Annotated in this window: 13 protein-coding genes; 9 read left to right on the forward strand and 4 right to left on the reverse strand. The window is 60.4% G+C overall.

The features are described from left to right. Nucleotides 1-130: 130 nt before the first annotated feature. The 6 genes from MN186_RS01740 to hflX all read left to right on the forward strand — a co-directional run bounded on the left by MN186_RS01740 (nucleotide 131) and on the right by hflX (nucleotide 8,575). Entirely contained in the window at nucleotides 131-2,344 is a 2,214-nt protein-coding gene (locus tag MN186_RS01740; protein ID WP_242111211.1) for a sensor histidine kinase NtrY-like, read from the forward strand. Next, complete coding sequence (gene ntrX / locus MN186_RS01745; protein ID WP_242111107.1) at nucleotides 2,341-3,780, forward strand: nitrogen assimilation response regulator NtrX; 1,440 nt, start codon at nucleotides 2,341-2,343, stop codon at nucleotides 3,778-3,780. Before MN186_RS01740 ends, ntrX begins: the two co-directional genes overlap by 4 nt. A 99-nt stretch (nucleotides 3,781-3,879) precedes the next feature. Further along, on the forward strand, nucleotides 3,880-5,256 hold the full coding sequence (trkA, locus tag MN186_RS01750; RefSeq protein WP_242111108.1) for a Trk system potassium transporter TrkA: 1,377 nt from the start codon (nucleotides 3,880-3,882) through the stop codon (nucleotides 5,254-5,256). A 27-nt stretch (nucleotides 5,257-5,283) separates the two neighbouring features. Continuing rightward, nucleotides 5,284-6,831 (forward strand): TrkH family potassium uptake protein, encoded by a 1,548-nt coding sequence (locus MN186_RS01755; protein ID WP_338024978.1) that lies wholly within the window; start codon nucleotides 5,284-5,286, stop codon nucleotides 6,829-6,831. Nucleotides 6,832-7,031: 200 nt separating this feature from the next. Next, entirely contained in the window at nucleotides 7,032-7,268 is a 237-nt protein-coding gene (gene hfq, locus MN186_RS01760) for an RNA chaperone Hfq (RefSeq protein WP_242111109.1), read from the forward strand. Nucleotides 7,269-7,276: 8 nt separating this feature from the next. Continuing rightward, the gene (gene hflX, locus MN186_RS01765; protein ID WP_242111213.1) at nucleotides 7,277-8,575 is read left to right on the forward strand and encodes a GTPase HflX; all 1,299 of its coding nucleotides are present in this window, start codon (nucleotides 7,277-7,279) and stop codon (nucleotides 8,573-8,575) included. 5 nt (nucleotides 8,576-8,580) lie between these two features. On the opposite strand, the gene MN186_RS01770 is transcribed toward hflX, so the two are convergent. Then, a complete protein-coding gene (locus MN186_RS01770; protein ID WP_242111110.1) occupies nucleotides 8,581-11,049 on the reverse strand; it encodes a penicillin acylase family protein in 2,469 nt (822 codons plus the stop codon). Between the two features lie 110 nt (nucleotides 11,050-11,159). Here MN186_RS01770 and MN186_RS01775 point away from each other — a divergent pair, with 110 nt between their 5' ends. Further along, the gene (locus MN186_RS01775; RefSeq protein WP_242111111.1) at nucleotides 11,160-12,032 is read left to right on the forward strand and encodes an NAD(P)-dependent oxidoreductase; all 873 of its coding nucleotides are present in this window, start codon (nucleotides 11,160-11,162) and stop codon (nucleotides 12,030-12,032) included. A 62-nt stretch (nucleotides 12,033-12,094) separates the two neighbouring features. Here MN186_RS01775 and MN186_RS01780 read toward each other — a convergent pair whose 3' ends face one another. Beyond that, a complete protein-coding gene (locus MN186_RS01780; protein WP_242111112.1) occupies nucleotides 12,095-12,628 on the reverse strand; it encodes a lipid-binding SYLF domain-containing protein in 534 nt (177 codons plus the stop codon). 190 nt (nucleotides 12,629-12,818) lie between these two features. After that, nucleotides 12,819-13,835: a porphobilinogen synthase gene (gene hemB / locus MN186_RS01785; RefSeq protein ID WP_242111113.1), complete on the reverse strand. Its 1,017-nt coding sequence runs from the start codon at nucleotides 13,833-13,835 to the stop codon at nucleotides 12,819-12,821. Nucleotides 13,836-14,074: 239 nt separating this feature from the next. On the opposite strand from hemB, the gene MN186_RS01790 reads away from it, so the two are divergent. Both MN186_RS01790 and mfd read left to right on the forward strand, forming a co-directional pair. Then, on the forward strand, nucleotides 14,075-14,599 hold the full coding sequence (locus MN186_RS01790) for a component of SufBCD complex (protein ID WP_242111114.1): 525 nt from the start codon (nucleotides 14,075-14,077) through the stop codon (nucleotides 14,597-14,599). A 44-nt stretch (nucleotides 14,600-14,643) separates the two neighbouring features. Next, nucleotides 14,644-18,114 (forward strand): transcription-repair coupling factor, encoded by a 3,471-nt coding sequence (mfd, locus tag MN186_RS01795; protein ID WP_242111115.1) that lies wholly within the window; start codon nucleotides 14,644-14,646, stop codon nucleotides 18,112-18,114. On the opposite strand, the gene MN186_RS01800 is transcribed toward mfd, so the two are convergent. Next, complete coding sequence (locus tag MN186_RS01800; protein ID WP_242111116.1) at nucleotides 18,111-19,292, reverse strand: multidrug effflux MFS transporter; 1,182 nt, start codon at nucleotides 19,290-19,292, stop codon at nucleotides 18,111-18,113. The two genes, mfd and MN186_RS01800, sit on opposite strands and share 4 nt — an antisense overlap. Nucleotides 19,293-19,321 lie beyond the last annotated feature (29 nt).

Here is a 19,321-nt window from a genome sequence, read left to right on the forward strand (position 1 = left end):
CATAGCGTGGCAATCGGGCACAAGACCCGACCACACAGGCGGTCGCCGCGGTAACGCGGCCAAGAAGCGTAAGGGCGAGCAAGTGGCGCGACGCGCGATACGGAAGTCAAGGTTGGACCAATACCTGTCCATGCGCCGTTGGCGCAGGTTCAGATCCTTGGGTGCCTTTGGAATGGTGGTGCTGGGACCGGTTCTGGTCATCGTCACCTTCATGACCCTTGGTCCCTTTGCCCAACGTGCCGACAGCAATACGCTGCGGCTGATCCTTCTGGCCGATGCGGTCTATGTGATTTTGACGGCGGGGCTGGTGCTGGCGGGTGTCAGTCGCATGATCGTCGCACGCCGACAGGAAAGCGCGGGGTCGCGTTTGCATCTGCGGCTGACGATGGTGTTCGCGGTCCTTGCGCTTAGCCCGACGATCCTTGTGGCCATCTTCGCGATGCTGACCCTGAACATGGGGTTAGAAGGGTGGTTTTCTGATCGGGTAAGCACCGTCGTTGGCAACTCACTTTCCGCCGCGCAGGCATACAAGCAGGAAAGCCGGGACGGATTGGTGCAGGACGGCCAGGCCATCGCACAGTTTCTGGAACGCCAGCGGGAAACTCAGGCGCTATTGACGGATGCCGAGCTTGGCTCGCTTCTGACGCAGGGGCAATCGCGCATCCAGCGCGGTTTGCGCGAAGCCTATGTGATCGATGCCAATGGCATCATCCGGGTCCGGGGCGGGGGGTCATACCTTTTTGATTATGAACAACCCACTAAAGTCGACCTTGACCGCGCGCTGGCAGGCGAAACCGTGGTGATCGAAGACTGGCGGAACAACGAGTTTCGCGTGCTGATGAAGCTGGACGGTTTCCCGGATCACCTGATCCAACTGACCCGTGATGTAAATGGCGAAATCCTAGATCTTGTCGATGAAACGCAAGAAGCCGCGCGGGTCTATAACCAGTTGGAGTCCCAGCGCGGGCAGCGCCTGTTCCAATTTGGCCTGATTTATCTGGGCTTTGCAGTCATTTTGATTTTGGCCGCGATCTGGATGGGAATGTCGTTTGCCGAACGTCTGGCCCGCCCTGTGGGGCGGCTTGCGGGTGCCGCGCAGCGCGTCGGCCGCGGTGATCTGGACGTACGGGTGATTGAAGAAGAGGGCGACGACGAAATCGCGATGCTGGGGCGATATTTCAACAAGATGACCATTCAGCTGAAAGCGCAGCGCGAACGCCTTTTGGAAAACACCGAACAGATCGAACGTCGCCGCCGCCTGTTTGACAGTGTCCTTGGGTCGGTAACGGGCGGCGTGATCGGGCTGAATGCCGACGGGCAGGTGACGTTCGTGAACCGCGCCGCCGAAGATGTGCTGGCGGTCAGCGACGAGGCCGTGCAGGCGCATGAGCTTTCGCTGGTCGTGCCTGAATTCCAACCCCTCTTGGACGAGGTCGCATCCGGCGGGCGCGAAACCGCTCAGACTGAGCTTCGCCTGTCGCGCAGCGGTAAGCAGGAAAATCTGCTGGTGCGGATCGCCACGCGGCGTAATCGTGATGGTGGGCTAGAAGGATATGTGGTTGCATTCGACGATGTAACGGATCTTGTGTCTGCCCAGCGGATGGCCGCCTGGGGCGATGTCGCTCGCCGCATTGCGCATGAAATCAAGAACCCGCTGACCCCGATCCAACTGTCCGCGGAACGCATAAAGCGCAAGTTCAGCCGGGTGGACGGGATCGACGTCGAGGCTTTGGAACAATACACCGACGTGATCGTGCGCCAGACCAATGACTTGCGCCGGATTGTCGATGAATTCTCCAAATTTGCGCGAATGCCGGAACCCGAACGCCGCTCGACCGACATTGTAAAATTGGTTCGCGATGCGGTGGTGTTGCAACAGGCCGGGCAGGAAGGCGTGGCCATTCGAGCGGGTATTCTGGACGGGCCCATTGAGGTCGAGATTGACGCAACCATGATCGGGCAGGCGTTGACAAACCTGATCAAGAACGCGGGAGAAGCCATTGAAACTTTGCAGGAAACCGGTGCGCCCGAGGGTCATTCGCCCGAAATACGTGTGGATATGGTGCCCGTAAAGGGCGGGATCGAGGTTACGATTGCTGACAACGGTATCGGTCTGCCGGAAGACCGCGCGCGCCTGTTCGAGCCTTACGTGACCACGCGCGACAAAGGCACTGGATTGGGGCTTCCGATTGTTAAGAAAATTATTGAAGAGCATGGCGGGCGCCTGACATTGGAAGACGCGCCCGCCTTTGATCCAAACGACACGCATCGTGGCGCGATGGCACGTGTATTCCTGCCCGCCGATACCGGGCAAACAGAGCAGTCAAAAAGGGGGGCAGCATGAGTGATATTCTGATAGTCGACGACGAACGCGATATCCGCGAACTTATCTCGGATATTCTTGAGGACGAGGGGTTTTCGACCCGTCTTGCGGGAACGTCAGACGAGGCGGTGGCGGCGGTCAAGGACGCATTACCGTCATTGATGATCCTGGATATCTGGCTGAAGGACTCGGCGATGGATGGGATCGACATTTTGAAGATGGTCAAACGCGAACATCCCGAAGTGCCGGTCGTCATCATTTCGGGCCACGGGAATATCGAAATTGCCGTGGCGGCGATCAAACAGGGGGCTTACGACTTCATTGAAAAGCCGTTCAACATCGACCAGTTGATGGTGGTGATCACCCGCGCAATGGAAACCAGCCGCCTGCGTCGTGAAAACACAGAATTGAAGCGCAAGGACACTCACCCGACCGAGATGGTTGGGGTAAGTACGTCGTTTAAGGCCCTGAAATCAAACCTTGAAAAGGTGACAAAATCCAATGGCCGTGTGCTTCTGTCCGGGGCGGCGGGCGCGGGTAAGGAAATTGCAGCACGCTTCATTCACGCCAATTCCGACCGGGCCGCAGCGCCCTTCGTGGTGGTCAGTTCGGCCTCCATCGAAGCAGATCGGATGGAAGAGGTTTTGTTTGGCCGCGAAAGTATGGAGCGCGGGGTTGAGCCGGGGTTGCTGGAAGAGGCCAATGGCGGCGTGCTCTATTTCGACGAGGTTGCAGACATGCCGTTGGGCACGCAATCCAAGATCCTGCGCGTTCTGGTTGACCAGCGGTTTCAGCGTGTGGGCGGCAATGACAAGGTGTCGGTCGATCTGCGGGTGATCTCTTCGACAAATCGCGATTTATTGGCAGAAATCGAAGCAGAGCGGTTCCGTGAAGAACTGTATCATCGGCTAAACGTGGTGCCGATTGCGGTGCCGCCGCTGGGTGAACGGCGCGAGGATATCCCCCTTCTGGCGCGGTATTTCCTGGAGGTGTTGAACCGCGATCAGGGCTTGCCTTTGCGCGAATTGGCCGAGGATGCCGAGGCGATGCTGCAAACCATGCAGTGGCCGGGCAACGTGCGTCAGTTGAAGAACATGATCGAAAGGGTGCTTATCCTGGGCGAAGGGACCGGCCCGATCCAAGCCGCTGACCTTCGCGGGCAGGAAAGCGCGGGCGACGATGTTGGGGATCAGGGCGTGACCGTGTCGGGTGCGCTTGCGATGATGCCCCTGCGCGAAGCCCGCGAGGCATTCGAACGAGAATATCTTCTGACCCAGATCAACCGGTTCGGCGGCAACATCTCGCGCACCGCGAATTTCGTGGGGATGGAACGATCAGCCCTGCACCGAAAGCTGAAATCATTGGGGGTCGTGACAGGCTCGAAGGCGGGCGCGCGCGTGGCTTATGTCGCCGGGGACGAAGACGAAACGAATGCAGACGCGGGGGCAGAGGCATGATCGCCTGAACGCTGCACGACCAGCCCCAGCGCATGGCGCGGGCATTGACCGTGCCCGGGGCATCTGGCATGGATTTTGCGTGACATCAGGGAGAACCGGATGAAGGTCATCATTTGCGGTGCAGGCCAAGTGGGCTGGCAAATCGCGCGTCACCTTTCAAACGAAAAAAACGACGTGACCGTGGTCGACAATAACGCAAGCCTTGTGGCGCGGGCGACCGACACGCTGGACGTGCAGGGGATTGCCGGGCATGCGTCATATCCCGATGTGCTTGAACGGGCCGGTGCGCCCGATGCCGACATGATCATCGCCGCCACCCATTCGGACGAGGTGAACATGGTCACCTGCCAAGTGGCGCATTCAATCTTCCGGGTGCCGCGCAAGATCGCCCGGCTGCGCGCGCAAAGCTATCTTGATGCAATCTATGCCGATCTTTACCGGCGCGATCACCTGCCTATCGATGTTGTGATCAGCCCTGAACGCGAGGTTGCGCAGGCGGTTTTGAAACGACTGCGCGCGCCCTCGGCCTTCGATATCGAAAGCTTCATTGATAACCGTGTGCAACTGATGGGGTTGCAGATCACTGATGAATGCCCTGTGGTGAACACGCCCTTGCGCCAGTTGACGGACCTGTTTTCCACCCTCAGCGCCGTGGTGGTGGGTATCCGCCGTGATGGTACCTTGTTTGCACCCGACGCGGGCGACCAGCTTTTCGCGGGCGACCAGATCTATGTCACCACGCGGACCGAGGACGTCAATCGCACACTAGAGGTGTTTGGCAAATCCGTGAAACGACAGGATCGCATTGTCATTCTGGGGGGCGGCAATGTCGGGCTTGCGGTGGCGCGTGAGCTTGAAAACCGCACTGACCGCGTGCGCGCTAAGGTCGTCGAATACGATCGCGCGGTCGCCGAACATGCCGCCGATGCGCTGGAACGCACGGTCGTGCTGCATGGCGACGGCATGGACATGGAGTTGATGAAAGAAGCCGGTGTGCCGCGTTCTGATGCGATTCTGTGCGTGACGGATGACGACAAGGTGAATCTACTCGCCTCGGTCCGAGCCAAGGCGGTGGGCTGCCCGATGTCCATCTGTTTGATCAATGACCCCTCGTTGGTCGGTCTTATGGGCCCTTTGAATATTGACGCCTATATCAACCCGCGGACACAAACCGTCAGTTCGATCCTGCGCCACATCCGGCGCGGTAAGGTGCGCGAGGTCTATTCGCTGGGCGACGCCGAGGCCGAGGTGATCGAGGCGCAGGTCCTGTCCACGTCGCCGCTTGCGGGCAAGGCCGTGCGTGATGTCGATTTCCCCGAAGGTGTGTTGGTCGGGGCGATTTTGAAGGGTGAAAAGGTGGTGAAACCGACCGGCAGGACGCAAATCGAAGAGGGCGACGTGGTGGTCCTGTTCTCAATGGCAGCTGACGTGCCCGAGGTCGAACGCCTGCTTCAGGTCTCGATCGATTTTTTCTGACCCTGCTGCCCGAATAAGGCCACCGTCATGATGACCCAAATCGCCAAACTACCGCTGCTTGTGATCCTGATGGGGATCAGTTCGCTTGCGATGCTGTTGCCAGCGGGCTTTGGTTGGGTGATCGGAGACTTCTATGAAGCGCGAGTGTTCTTCTATGGCGCGTTGCTGTTTGGGTTTCTAACGTCGTTTCTTGCGATGGCGATGGCCGATCAGCCGCGATCAACACGGCACCGACGCCACCTGATGGCGCTGTTGGGCCTGTTCGTGCTGCTTCCAATTATGCTGGCTGTGCCATTTCATCAGGCCGTGCGCACCACATCTTTTCTGAACGCCTATGTCGAAATGGTATCGGCCCTGACCACCACCGGGGCGACCCTGTTTGAGGGTACCGAGCGGATGGCCCGGTCGGTCCATTTGTGGCGTGCATTGGTTGGCTGGCTTGGCGGGCTGTTCATGTGGGTGGGCGCAATTGCCATTTTGGCGCCCATGTCGCTGGGCGGGTTCGAGGTGCGGGCGCGGTTTGGTGCGCGTGGCATGGCTGCCGCGGGCGATTCGCGGTTTGGTGCAGGGATCAGTCAGATCATCCGCGTTGCCGATTTTTCTGACCGGATCCGCACCTATGGTGTGCGTCTTGGGCCAGTGTATACCGGCCTGACGCTTGCCTTGTGGATTGGGCTTATCGTGGCTGGTGACAGCGGGTTTGTCGCGCTGTGTCATGCAATGTCCATTATGTCGACCAGTGGCATATCCCCAGTCGGCGGCCCAGCAGGTGGCGGCGCGGGCTATCCCGGCGAGGTCTTGATGGCTTTTTTTCTGGTCTTTGCAATCTCGCGCCTGACCTTCGCGTCGGACATGCAAGAGGGCGAGCGGCGGCGGCGTCTTTACAAAGACCCCGAGATGCGTATGGCCCTTGCGATCGTCGTCACCGTCCCGCTGTTTCTGTTTCTGCGCCACTGGGTGGGCGCGTATGAGGTCGACGAGGAGGCAAACTGGCTGGCCGGCATTGCCTCGCTTTGGGGAAGTTTTTTCACCGTCTTGTCTTTTCTGACCACCACCGGGTTCGAAAGCGCAGCTTGGGGCGTCAGCCGCGACTGGTCCGGCCTTCAGACCCCAGGCCTGATCCTTATGGGGTTGGCCTTGGTCGGCGGGGGCGTCGCCACCACTGCGGGCGGCGCTAAGCTCATGCGGGTCTATGCCCTATACGTCCACGGCCTGCGCGAGATGGAGAAGCTGGTCTATCCCTCGTCGATCGGCGGTTCCGGAAACGAAGCGCGGCATATCCGCGGGCGGGGCGCCTATATGGCGTGGGTGTTTTTCATGCTGATGTCGATGTCCGTCGCACTGGTGATGGGCCTGTTTTCGCTGCTGGGGCAGGATTTTGAAAGCGCCATGACCCTGACTATCGCGGCGCTGACCACCACCGGACCCGTTGCACAAATCGCGGCGTCGGAACCGATCTTCTATAGCGAACTTGGCAACCCGGCCAAGGCGGTTCTGGCAGGGGCGATGATCCTTGGGCGGCTCGAGATGCTGGCGATCGTCGCGCTATTGAATCCTGACAGTTGGCGGCGCTGACACGCGCGCTGCAACATATGTGCATTATGCACGCATTGCGCGTGCTTCCGCATTGCGGCTTTCGCCGGTGGTCAGAGCAGCATGAGCTTGATAAAACCGCCAAAAAAGGGGGTGGAAAAGGTTAAACCCCCGCGCCATAGTGGCCCAAAGACGAAATCCTGCCGGGGTCCGGCAGCACGAGAGAAAAAAGGAAAAAAGCGATGGCTGCCGACAACAAGAACCTGCAGGACGTATTTCTGAACCATGTTCGCAAGTCCAAGGTTCCGGTCACGATCTTCTTGATCAATGGCGTGAAGCTTCAGGGCGTCATTTCATGGTTCGATAATTTCTGCGTCCTTCTGCGCCGCGATGGGCAATCGCAGCTTGTATATAAGCACGCGATTTCCACAATCATGCCAGGGCAGCCCATCAACCTATATGATGGCGAAGAAAGCTGACTGACTTCATCGACAGGGAAGAACGCCCCACGCGGGCCTGGGTTTTCCACCCCGAGCTGACGTCAGACCGGGACCGGCGCGATGCCGGTCCGGCGCTTGTGGAAGCTGTTTCGTTGGCCCAAGCCCTGCCGCACCTTGAAGTGGTGGGGGCTGATATCGTGCGCCTGCCAGCGCCCCATCCCGGCAAACTTTTTGGCAAGGGCAAGCTGGAAGAATTGCACGCCAAACTTGACGCGGCCGAGGTCGATCTGGTGCTGATCGACGGCCCCGTCAGCCCGGTGCAACAGCGCAATCTGGAGAAAGAGTGGAAGGTCAAGATTCTGGACCGTACGGGGCTTATTCTGGAAATCTTCTCGGATCGGGCCGCCACCCGCGAGGGTGTGTTGCAGGTGGAAATGGCCGCGCTGTCCTATCAACGCACACGGCTGGTGCGGGCCTGGACCCATCTGGAACGCCAGCGTGGCGGACTTGGCTTTGTCGGCGGCCCCGGCGAAACCCAGATCGAAGCCGACCGGCGCGCCATCGACGACCAGTTGAACCGCCTGCGCAAACAACTTGAAAAGGTTGTGAAAACCCGCGAACTGCACCGAGCTGCGCGCGCCAAGGTTCCGTATCCCATTGTTGCGCTTGTGGGGTATACCAACGCCGGAAAATCCACCCTGTTCAATCGCATGACCGGGGCGCATGTCATGGCCAAGGACATGTTATTTGCCACCCTTGACCCCACGATGCGGCAGATTGAACTGCCTGCCGTCGGTAAGGCGCCTGCGCAAGGGGGCGGGCGCAAGGTGATCCTGTCGGATACGGTAGGCTTCATCTCGGACCTGCCCACCCAACTGGTCGCCGCCTTCCGGGCCACGCTGGAAGAGGTTCTGGCCGCTGATCTGATCGTCCATGTGCGCGATATTAGCCACGAAGGAACCGACGAACAGGCCCGCGATGTGGAAGAGATCATGACCGAGCTTGGCGTTAAAGAAAATACACCGCAGTTGGAGGTCTGGAATAAGATCGACCTGCTTGATGAAGGCCAGCAGGACGCTCGCCGACACGAAGCCGACCGCAACGACAATGTGCTGGTATTATCTGCTGTGACCGGTGAAGGGTTCGACGACCTGATCGTGGCCATCGACGCCGCACTTGATGTGCCACGGGTGACCGAGACGCTGCATCTGAGTTTTGCAGACGGCCGCAAGCGCGCGTGGCTCTTTGAAAAGGGCGTGGTCGAAACAGAGGAACCAGACGAAGATGGCTGGCACCTGACCGTGACCTGGACCGATCGTCAGGCGGCCGAATACCGTACGCTTTAGGCGCGTTACCTTTTCGGAACCAATTGTGTCACCCCCACCGATGCCGCCCGCGCCAGTGCCGGATCCAGCGACATGGGCGTGTATTCGCCACGCCGCCACAGATCGCCCAGATCATCATAGTGACGCGACAGCGGATGACCCGATTGCCCTGTCGAGATCACAAAAAGCGAGCTGTTGGGATCGGCGAAGTCATAGACACCGCGAAACCCGGCCCCGTGCACATTGCGATAAGGATTCGCGCCCGTCCCCGCCGTGCGTCCACGCAACAGCGTGTTGTCCCCGCCCGAGGTTGATTGCCGGATATTGACAAACCATTTCAGGAACGGCAGATCGCCCAGCACTGGATGCTTGTGTGTCACCTCGTGAAAGTCGCCCCAGCGCAAGCTTTCCTGCGCACCGCTGGCATGTTCGTCCAGCCATAAAAGGGCGTCGTCCAGCGCCATACGCGCAATGTCGGTGCACGTTTCGGTAGGTGCCGACTGGATCACATCGCACCAAACGCCAGCGCCTCTGACGTTGCGAAACACGCGCTCGATAAAGATCGGGTCAACATGGGGGAATTCGTTGGCCAGCGGTCCAAGCTCGTCGCGGATCAGGCGGGTTTGCAGCGCGCGCAGCCAGGCGGAATAAATCAACGGCTCGGGCATGTGCTCGTTCATCTCGCCGTTCCAGTCGCCCAGCAGTGCCAGCGCGCGCTGGCGCGCGCGTTCGGGCGTGCCGTCGGGCGCGGCGTCGCCGGTGAACCACAAATCCGCGCCGACCAGCGGCAGAAGCGTGCGCGCGGTGACGGATACGGGGTCCAGCTGTGCCTCGATGAAGCTGTCGCGGGTGTGCACCTCGCGCGCTTGCATCAGGCGGCTCCATCGTTGCACGCGCTGGCTGTCGCCCCATTCGAAGCTCATATGGTTGGGGAAGGGGCGGTTGATCAGCTTGTTATTGGTATTGCCGACAATCCCGCCCTTGGGCTGCAGGAACTCGGGATTGGCGCTATAACTCAGACGGCCCTGCCATTGGTTCGCGGCAATCCAGCCGGGGCTGGGAATGCGCCCCTGGGTCTGGTGGGCAGCGTCGCGTTTGGGCATCACGCCGATCACTTTCATGGCGATGTTTTCCCGGTCCGCCATGGTCAGGGTCAGGCTGGGTGCCACGAAATCAGAGCCAGCGGTGATGCCGTCCTCGACCGATTTGGCGCGCATCAGGCGAATGGCCGCGCTCATCGAGCGGTCCTGCGCGGTCAGCAGTGTCCAGTTTAGCGACATGGCATGGCCGGGCGGTGTGATGATGCCAAGGTCGAACAGATGGCCTGGCAGAAGCGGGCCGTTCTCGGACCATTGCAGATCGAAGGTCACGGGGGCTTCGTCCTTGATCCGCACGATCGAGCTGCGCGTGTTCAGTGGTTTGAACCCGTCGGGCGTCTGAACCTGGCTGGGATCGTCCGGGTTCAGCTTTTCGACATGCAGGTCCTGGTCATCAAGATAGGACGCAGTAACGCCCCAGCCGAAATCGTCCGAGCGTCCCACCAGCATCGCGGGCAGGCCGGGGATGGTGCCGCCGATTACACCGCCGCTGGTCAGCTCTAACCGCGCTAGATACCAGATCGCGGGGGCGGTGAAGCCCAGATGGGGATCGTTGGCCAGAAGCGTGCCGCCTGCCGCCGACCGGTTCGGTGCGGCGGCCCAGGCGTTTGACGCACCCGCAAACCCGCGGCGCGGCGCGGGCCACAGCGCCGGGCGGTCCTGTCGTGCGGGTAGGTTGGCAAATTGCGCAGCGGGCACATCCAGCAGGCTGGCATAGTCGGGCAGGGCGGCAACGCCTGTGCCGGGTATGTCGGGCAGGATGTCTTTTACCCGTTCGTCGGGCAGGGCAAGGGTGACGCGGGCGCGCAGCAGCTCTTCCTCAAGGTGCCCGGCCAGTTGCACGCCCATCAGTTTAAGAATCGCAATGCTGTCGGCGGGCTGCCACGGCGATATGTCATTGGAGAACAGAAAGAACTCAGGCGCCCCGCGGCCCAGCGCGTCATTGTTGATACGGCTGAGATAGGCGTTCACCCCTGCGCTGTAGGCCTTCAGCGCAGCCTTGGTTTCGTCGTCCTGCACCGCAACGGCGGCCTTGGAAAGAGTGTACAGATCAAGCCGACGCATCAGCTCGTCCACCTCAAGGGTGCGGCGGCCGAACATCTCGGACAGGCGGCCTTGGGCGGTGCGACGCATGGTCATCATCTGCCAAAGCCGGTCCTGCGCGTGGACATAGCCCAGCCCGAAAAAAACATCCGGGTCGTTCTGGCCAAAGATATGCGGGATGTTGGCGTTGTTACGCACGATCTCGACGGGGGCTTTTATACCGGGGGTGGCGCGCGTCACGCTGTAATCGGGCAAGGATTGCGCGGCCAGATAATAGACCAGCGACAACCCCAGACCCGCCAGCACCAGCAGCCCGGCTACGATTCGGATCATCCAAAGAACGACCTTACCCATCACATTCCAACCACTGCTTTGTTCATGTCCCTGCGTCGTCAGCGTTGACCCGACGCGCTTACGCGGTAACTACTGTGCTTCACATGGGAATTCAACGGAAGGGACACGTCATGGCAAAATGCGCATTCTTGGGGTTAGGAGTGATGGGGTATCCGATGGCCGGGCATTTGGTCGACCAAGGGCATGAGGTGACAGTCTATAACCGTTCGTCCGACAAGGCGGATCGCTGGGCCGGGGCATATAGCGGCAAAACCGCCGCCACCCCGCGCGAGGCCGCAGAGGGCGCAGATTTCGTCATGGCCTGTGTGGGCAATGACGATGATCTGCGCGCCGTTGTGCAGGGCCCCGATAGTGCATTGGCAGGGATGACGAAAGGCGCGATCTTCGTTGATCACACAACCGTTTCCGCCGCAGTTACACGCGACCTTCACGCCGCCGCCGATGAACAGGGTGTCGCCTTCGTAGATGCCCCCGTGTCAGGCGGGCAGGCAGGCGCCGAGAATGGCGTGCTGTCGATCATGTGCGGCGGTGATGAGGCCGCTTTTGCCAAGGCCCTGCCGATCATGCAGGCTTATGGCCGCACCGTGAAACGGCTCGGCGATAGCGGGGCGGGGCAGCTGACCAAGATGGTCAACCAGATCTGCATCGCGGGGCTGGTGCAAGGCCTGTCCGAAGGGCTACATTTCGCCGAGAAAGCCGGGCTGGACATCCGCGAGGTCGTCGACGTGATCCAAGGCGGTGCTGCAGGCAGTTGGCAGATGGTGAACCGGCACGAGACCATGGCCGATGATCAGTTCGACCACGGCTTTGCCGTCGATTGGATGCGCAAGGATCTTGGCATCTGCCTGTCCACGGCAGATGAAACCGGTGCGTCCCTGCCTGTCACGGCCTTGGTGGATCAGTTCTACAAGGACGTGCAGAAGATGGGCGGGGGGCGCTGGGATACCTCAAGCCTGATCAAACGGTTGAGGGTCGGCGGGTAACACCATGACAAAAAATCAAAAGGGCGGCAAGCGCCGCCCTTTCCCAGCCGTATCGTGCCCGATCAGGGAATGACCCGCGTGTATTTCGCCCCTTCGATCGAGGCACCGGCGATCAGCCCGGCCTGACCGAATACCACCGCCACCACTGGTGAGGTCGCGGTGATCGTGTCGGCTGTCAGACGGTCGCCTTCTGTTTGGAACGCATATTTGATATCGGCAGATGCCACCCAGCCCGCGGCCCGGCGGAAATCCTGCAACGCTTGATCGGTCATGAAGAACAGCACATGTGCATATTGCTGCGCGCCGATCTGCAAGCCTGCGCTGGCCTGGGTCAGCATGTAGTAATCCACGGTTGCTTCGTTGATACGCAGCGCGCCGCGCCCATAGGCGCCGCCCAGTCCAAAGCCCGCCTCGGTCACCAGTGGCATGACCAGTTGGCCGGTCGATTTCGACGCCAGCTCGCGCGTGCCGGGGTAACGATTGTAAAGATAATCCAGCGTGCTGTCGACGCGCGCGTCAATCCGGTCTCCGTCACGTGATCCGATACCGTTTGCGCATGCCGCAAGTGACACGGTTGCGCCACCAGCTGCGATCATGAAACCCCTGCGGGAAAGCCTGTTTTTGTGCATAATTTAGCCTCGTAGAATGCGCCGCCGGCGCGATTGAATGCTCGTTTGTGGCTCTTGGTCCACTTGGGCGAAAACGATAGCGGACCAAGGCGGCGCTGTCACCTGTTATGCGGCAGGCGTGCGGAATTTGGCTGAAACAGCGCCCAAACGGTTCGGTTTATGCATTATGAAGCAACCGTGCCATTTGCGGTGCAAAATAGGTCAGGATGCCGTCACATCCAGCCCGTTTGAAGGCCATCAGACTTTCGGCCATGACCATGTCCCCGTCCAGCCAGCCATTCTGCGCCGCCGCCATCAGCATCGCGTACTCGCCCGACACCTGATAGGCGAAGGTCGGCACGCCAAACGTGTCTTTGACACGGCGACAAATATCCAGATAGGGCATGCCAGGCTTGACCATGATCATGTCCGCGCCTTCAGCCAGATCGCGTTCGACAAGGCGCATCGCCTCGTCCGAATTAGCGGGGTCCATCTGATAGGTCTTCTTGTCACCCTTCAACACCCCGGACGCGCCCACCGCATCGCGAAACGGCCCATAGAAAGCCGAGGCATATTTTGCCGTATAGCTCATGATGGTGACATTGGTGAAATCGGCGGCCTCAAGCGCGTGGCGCATGGCGCCGATGCGCCCGTCCATCATGTCGGACGGGCCGAGAATGTCGGCCCCCGCCTCGGCCTGCGCCATTGCCATCTTGACCAGCGCTTCAACGGTTTCGTCGTTCACGATCTGCCCGTCGCGCACGATACCGTCATGGCCGTTGGCGTTATAGGGGTCCAGCGCAATATCGGTCATCACCGCGAGATCGGGCACCGCGTCCTTGACCGCCCGGATGGCGCGGTTGGACAGGTTGTCGGGGTTCCATGCCTCTTCACAGGCTTCGGTTTTCAAGGCGGGGTCGGTGCTGGGAAACAGGCAGATTGCGGGAATGCCCAGATCGGCAGCCTCGCGCGCGGCGGTGACAAGCCTGTCGATGGTTTTGCGCGTCACACCGGGCATCGACGGGATCTCTTCCTCGCGATCCTCTCCGTCGATGATGAAGACCGGCCAGATCAGATCCTCGACGTTAAGTGTGTTTTCGCGGACCAGCCCACGCAACGCGGCGCTGGAGCGGGTGCGACGCAGACGGGTCATCGGAAACGGGGCAACGGTTGGGGCATGGGGCGCGCGGCTCATCTGGCTCTCCTTTGGCTTGGGCAAGCGCGGGGCCTGACCAGTGTGGCTTGAAACTTCCTGCCACGGGATCGCGACCTTCACAAGTGCGCAATCTGACGCCATTTCCTGCAAAACCGGGCTGGCGCTGCCCCCGTGCCGCCGTTAGTGTGTCGGTGTTTAGACAGGCACAAGCCGGCACGCTGCCCGATCACAGGTTGGACAGCCCAAGATACGGCCCGAATAATTAAGGTAAAGCGCACTTGGATTGGTATGCTACCGTTTTCGAAATCATCGACATGCGGTCTTTCTCGAACCTGTGGTATTGGATCGCGCTTGCGGTCGCGTGGTCCACGGTCAGCCATTGGGTGGTCGGGGTCCCCTTCGACCTGATCCAGCGGGCCGAACGGCGCGGTGGGGAAGCCCAACATGATCTTGAGGATATGGTGCGCATCAACTGCAATCGCATTCTTTATGTTGCGGGGATGTCGGGCCTTTGGATCATGGGATTCGCTGCGGCGATTTTCACGTCGCTGACCATTCTTGGCTTCTGGTATCGGGTCGAGTTCGCGCAAGCCGTGTTCCTTTTGCTCTTTCCCATTACGCTGGCGGGGGTCATGTCGCTGAACACCGCCGCAATCATCCGCGAACGCGAGCTTGAAGGCGAAGACCTGCGCAATCGACTATATCGCCACCGTATCCAGACGCAGTTTTTGGGCATGGGATCGATCTTTGTGACCTCGCTGTGGGGGATGTATCAGAACTTGACGCTGGGCGTTCTGCGCTGAGCGCGCGCCCTTGACACCAGACCACAGGCGGTTAACTCCCCGACATGGACAAACTGCTTCTTTCCGGCGCGCCCGAGGGCTTTGACGCCAAACTTCTGGTCAAGGAACTTGCGCGCGGGCATGGGCCCGTGGTGCATGTGGCGCGCGACGACAAGCGATTGGCGGCGATGGAGGCCGCGCTGCACTTCTTCGCCCCCGATCTGGTCACGATCCGCTTTCCGGGCTGGGATTGTCTGCCCTATGATCGTATGTCGCCCAATGCGGCCATCTCGGCCACGCGGATGGCGACGCTGGCAGGACTGGCGACCGGCAAGATCTCGGGGCGGTTCGCCCTTCTGACCACGCTGAACGCGGCCACGCAGCGGGTGGCGGAACGTGCGTTGCTAAACGAGACATCCTTCACCGCAAGCGTAGATCACCAGATCGACGTCGATGCGCTCAGGGCGTTTCTGGTGCGTATGGGCTTTTCGCAAGCGCCCACGGTGATGGAGCCGGGTGACTTCGCGATCCGGGGCGGGATCATTGACATCTATGCACCCGGCCATGACGGCCCCGTGCGGCTTGATCTGTTCGGCGACGTGCTGGACGGTATCCGCCGGTTTGACCCGGTCACGCAGCGCACCACCGACACGCTGAAGACCATCGAACTAGCCCCCGTGTCCGAGGTCATTCTGGACGAGGCCGCCGTGACCCGGTTTCGTCAGAATTACCGTATCGAATTTGGCGCCGCCGGGTCCGACGACCCGCTCTATGAAGCGATTTCGGCCGGGCGCAAGCATCAGGGGAACGAACACTGGCTGCCGTTCTTCCACGAGCGGCTCGAGACGATCTTCGACTACGTGCCGGGTGCCTCGGTCATGCTGGACGACCAGTTGACCCCGGCACGGCTCAGCCGGTGGGATGCGATTGTCGATCAGTACGAGACCCGCAAGATCGCCATGTCCGCAAAAAACCGGATGGATACGGTCTATAAACCCTGTCCGCCGGGGCTGTTATATCTGGACGATGGGGCATGGGAGGGCACGCTTGCCGACACGCGGGTCGTGCAACTGTCGGCGTTGCCTCAGGCCACTGGGGCAGGAGTGCTGGACGGCGGCGGACGTATTGGGCGCAATTTCGCGCCAGAGCGTCAGCAGGAAAACATAAATCTATTCAAATCACTGACAGATCATATTGAGGCAAAGATTGATCAGCCCGTGATCGTTGCATCGTATTCCGAAGGCGCGCGCGAACGACTGCAGGGGTTGCTGTCAGATGAAGGCCTGATCGCCACCACCCGGATCACCGATTTCCGCGATGTGCCTGATGGCAAGGGCGGCGTGTACCTGACGGTCTGGCCGCTGGAACACGGGTTTGAAGGCCCGGATTTGACGGTGATTTCGGAACAGGACGTGTTGGGCGACCGCCTGATCCGCGCCCCCAAACGCAAACGCCGGGCCGAAAACTTCTTGACCGAAGCGCAGGGCCTGTCAGCTGGTGATCTGATCGTCCACGTGGATCACGGTGTTGGCAAATTCACCGGCCTTGAAACCGTCACCGCCATGGGCGCGCCGCATGAATGTCTTGCGCTGGAATATGCGGGTGGGGATCGGCTGTTCCTGCCGGTTGAAAACATCGAGCTTTTGTCGAAATACGGCCAGGACACCGGACTTCTGGACAAGCTGGGCGGCGGCGCGTGGCAGGCCAAGAAGGCCAAGCTGAAGGAACGCATCCGCGAAATTGCGGACAAGCTGATACGTCTGGCCGCCGAACGCGAGCTGCGAAAAGCGCCTGTGCTGGACGCGCCCCACCACGCGTGGGAGGAGTTCTCGGCCCGGTTCCCGTATCAAGAGACCGAGGATCAGCTTGGCGCGATTGAAGACGTGCTGAATGACCTGTCGTCAGGCCGCCCGATGGACCGGCTGATCTGCGGCGATGTAGGTTTCGGCAAGACCGAAGTCGCGATGCGCGCGGCCTTCGTCGCCGCCATGTCCGGCCAGCAAGTCGCGGTCATCGCGCCCACCACGCTGCTGGCAAGGCAGCATTACAAAAGCTTCGCCGAACGGTTCCGGGGTTTCCCGATCGAGGTCGGGCAGCTTAGCCGCTTCGTGGGCCAACGCGAGGCAAAACTGACCCGCGAAGGAATGTCGCGCGGGTCGATGGATATTGTCGTGGGCACCCATGCACTTCTTGCCAAGGACGTCAGGTTCAAGAACCTTGGGTTGCTGATTGTTGATGAAGAACAACGCTTTGGCGTGGGGCATAAGGAACGGCTGAAGGAAATGCGCTCGGATGTGCATGTGCTGACCCTGTCCGCCACACCGATCCCGCGCACCCTGCAAATGTCGCTGTCAGGTGTGCGTGATTTGTCGATCATCGGCACGCCGCCGGTGGACCGGCTGTCGATCCGCACTTACGTGTCCGAGTTTGACGGCGTCACCATCCGCGAGGCGCTGTTGCGCGAACATTACCGCGGTGGCCAAAGCTTCTTTGTGGTGCCGCGGATCAAGGATCTTCCCGAGATCGAGGCATTCCTTACCGACCACGTCCCCGAAGTATCTTTTGTCGTGGCGCATGGTCAGATGGCGGCGGGCGAGTTGGACAGCCGTATGAACGCCTTTTACGACGGCAAATACGATGTGCTGCTGGCCACCACGATTGTCGAAAGCGGCATCGACATTCCGACCGCGAACACGATGGTGATCCACCGCGCCGATATGTTTGGACTGGCGCAACTTTATCAAATCAGGGGGCGGGTGGGGCGGTCGAAGACCCGTGCCTACGCCTATCTAACCACCAAACCACGTGTGCCGCTGACGCCCACCGCTGAGAAACGACTGCGCGTGCTTGGGTCGCTGGACGCGTTGGGTGCGGGCTTCACGCTGGCCAGTCAGGATCTGGACATTCGTGGCGCGGGCAATCTGGTGGGCGAGGAACAATCCGGCCAGATGCGCGAAGTGGGCTATGAGCTTTACCAGCAGATGCTGGAAGAGGCGATTGCCAAGATCAAAGCGGGCGAGTTGGAAGGGCTGTCGGATGCCGACAGCACATGGGCACCGCAGATCAATCTGGGCGTTCCTGTCCTGATTCCAGATACTTACGTGCCGGATCTTGATGTGCGTCTTGGGCTGTATCGCCGCCTGTCATCACTGTCCACCAAAGTCGAGCTTGAGGGCTTCGCCGCCGAGCTGATCGACCGCTTCGGCCCCCTGCCGAAAGAGGTGAACACATTGCTTCTGGTGGTGCGCATCAAGGGCATGTGCAAGCGTGCAGGCATCGCAAAGCTGGACGGCGGACCAAAAGGGGCGACGATCCAGTTCCACAATGACAAGTTCGCCTCGCCCGAAGGGTTGGTGGAGTTCATTCACGCCCAAGACGGTTTGGCCAAGGTGCGCGACAACAAGATCGTGGTGCGCCGCGACTGGCGCAAGACCTCGGACAAGATCAAGGGGGCGTTTGCCATCGCGCAGGACCTGGCGATCAAAGTCAAAGAGGCAAAGCAGAAGGCCGGTGCGGCCAAGGCAGCGCGCGGCTAGCTATTGTTGCCGCGATCCAGTTGCATCAGTGTCAGTGCGAGCGTGGAACACACCGTCACGCCGATCAGCAGCGGAAAGGGTGTTTGGTTGAACGCCAACCCGACGGGTGCCGCGATCATCATCGCTGCCACCGTGGGCAATGCGCCGATCACGGCGCTTGCGGTGCCTGCCACATGGCCCAAGGGCTGCATGGCCAGCGCGTTCAGGTTGCCAAAGCTCAGGCCGTTCAGGAAAAACAGCGTCGTCGCCCAGCCGCAGAACAGCCATAGCGCCCATGCGCCCTCGGGCGAAAACCACCACCATAAAAACAGCGTCACCGTCGCCAACACGGTCTGCACCGCGAACCCTGCCTGTGCCAATCTGCGCATACCGACCCGCATCACCAACTTGGCGTTCAGAAAGCCTGAGATGGCCGAAAACACCGTAACCATCGCGAAGTAATAGGGGAAATTCGTGCCCGCCCCCAGGACATCGACAAAGATCTGCTGCGCTGATGTGATGAAGGACATTAGCTGCCCGAAGGCCAGCGTGATCACCCCCATGTAAATCAGGGTGACTCTTGTGCTGAGCACCACGCCAAACGCGGCGAGGATCGGACGGGGTGACAGGGGCCGGCGACGCTCAGTCGGCAGGGTTTCGGGCTGGCGCAGCAGGACCCAGGCAAGAATAGCCGCGGACACGAGGATGTAGGTGGTGAACAGGTGTCGCCAGCCAAAGCCCAGCACCACCCATTGCCCAAACATCGGCGCAATTGCGGGCACAAAGACGAAAAAGCCAAATGCCATTGAGTTGACCCGCGCCATCTCGCGCCCGTCATACAGATCGCGCGTCATCGCCAAGCCACAGCTGCGCGGGCCCGCTGCCCCCAGACCTTGGACAAAGCGCCAGAATAACAGCGCCTCAAGCGTTTGTGCCCAGAAGGCGGCGAATGCCGCACTCATGTAAAGAAGCATCCCCATCGACAACGAAAAGCGCCGTCCCATGCTGTCAGACAGAGGGCCGAAGACCAACTGCCCAAGGCCCGCGCCAATGACGAAGGCACTGATCAGAAGCTGTGCCTTGTTGATGTCGTCTGGCACCAGAAGGTTGGCGATCTGGGGCAGGGCGGGCAGGATCGAGTCGATTGAAAACGCGACCATGGAAAACAGCGCCGCCATCAGCAGCACATATTCCCTCAATTTCAGGGGCGTTTGTGGTGAGAGATGCT

Source organism: Aliiroseovarius sediminis (genome assembly GCF_022678485.1).
Taxonomy (GTDB): domain Bacteria; phylum Pseudomonadota; class Alphaproteobacteria; order Rhodobacterales; family Rhodobacteraceae; genus Aliiroseovarius; species Aliiroseovarius sediminis.

Excerpts from the sequence above, each read along its gene's own strand:
- MN186_RS01740 (WP_242111211.1), top strand. The coding sequence starts at position 131 with ATGCGCCGTTGGCGCAGGTTCAGATCCTTGGGTGCCTTTGGAATGGTG.
- ntrX (WP_242111107.1), top strand. The coding sequence starts at position 2,341 with ATGAGTGATATTCTGATAGTCGACGACGAACGCGATATCCGCGAACTT.
- trkA (WP_242111108.1), top strand. The coding sequence starts at position 3,880 with ATGAAGGTCATCATTTGCGGTGCAGGCCAAGTGGGCTGGCAAATCGCG.
- MN186_RS01755 (WP_338024978.1), top strand. The coding sequence starts at position 5,284 with ATGATGACCCAAATCGCCAAACTACCGCTGCTTGTGATCCTGATGGGG.
- hfq (WP_242111109.1), top strand. The coding sequence starts at position 7,032 with ATGGCTGCCGACAACAAGAACCTGCAGGACGTATTTCTGAACCATGTT.
- MN186_RS01770 (WP_242111110.1), bottom strand. The coding sequence starts at position 11,049 with ATGGGTAAGGTCGTTCTTTGGATGATCCGAATCGTAGCCGGGCTGCTG.
- MN186_RS01775 (WP_242111111.1), top strand. The coding sequence starts at position 11,160 with ATGGCAAAATGCGCATTCTTGGGGTTAGGAGTGATGGGGTATCCGATG.
- MN186_RS01780 (WP_242111112.1), bottom strand. The coding sequence starts at position 12,628 with ATGATCGCAGCTGGTGGCGCAACCGTGTCACTTGCGGCATGCGCAAAC.
- hemB (WP_242111113.1), bottom strand. The coding sequence starts at position 13,835 with ATGAGCCGCGCGCCCCATGCCCCAACCGTTGCCCCGTTTCCGATGACC.
- mfd (WP_242111115.1), top strand. The coding sequence starts at position 14,644 with ATGGACAAACTGCTTCTTTCCGGCGCGCCCGAGGGCTTTGACGCCAAA.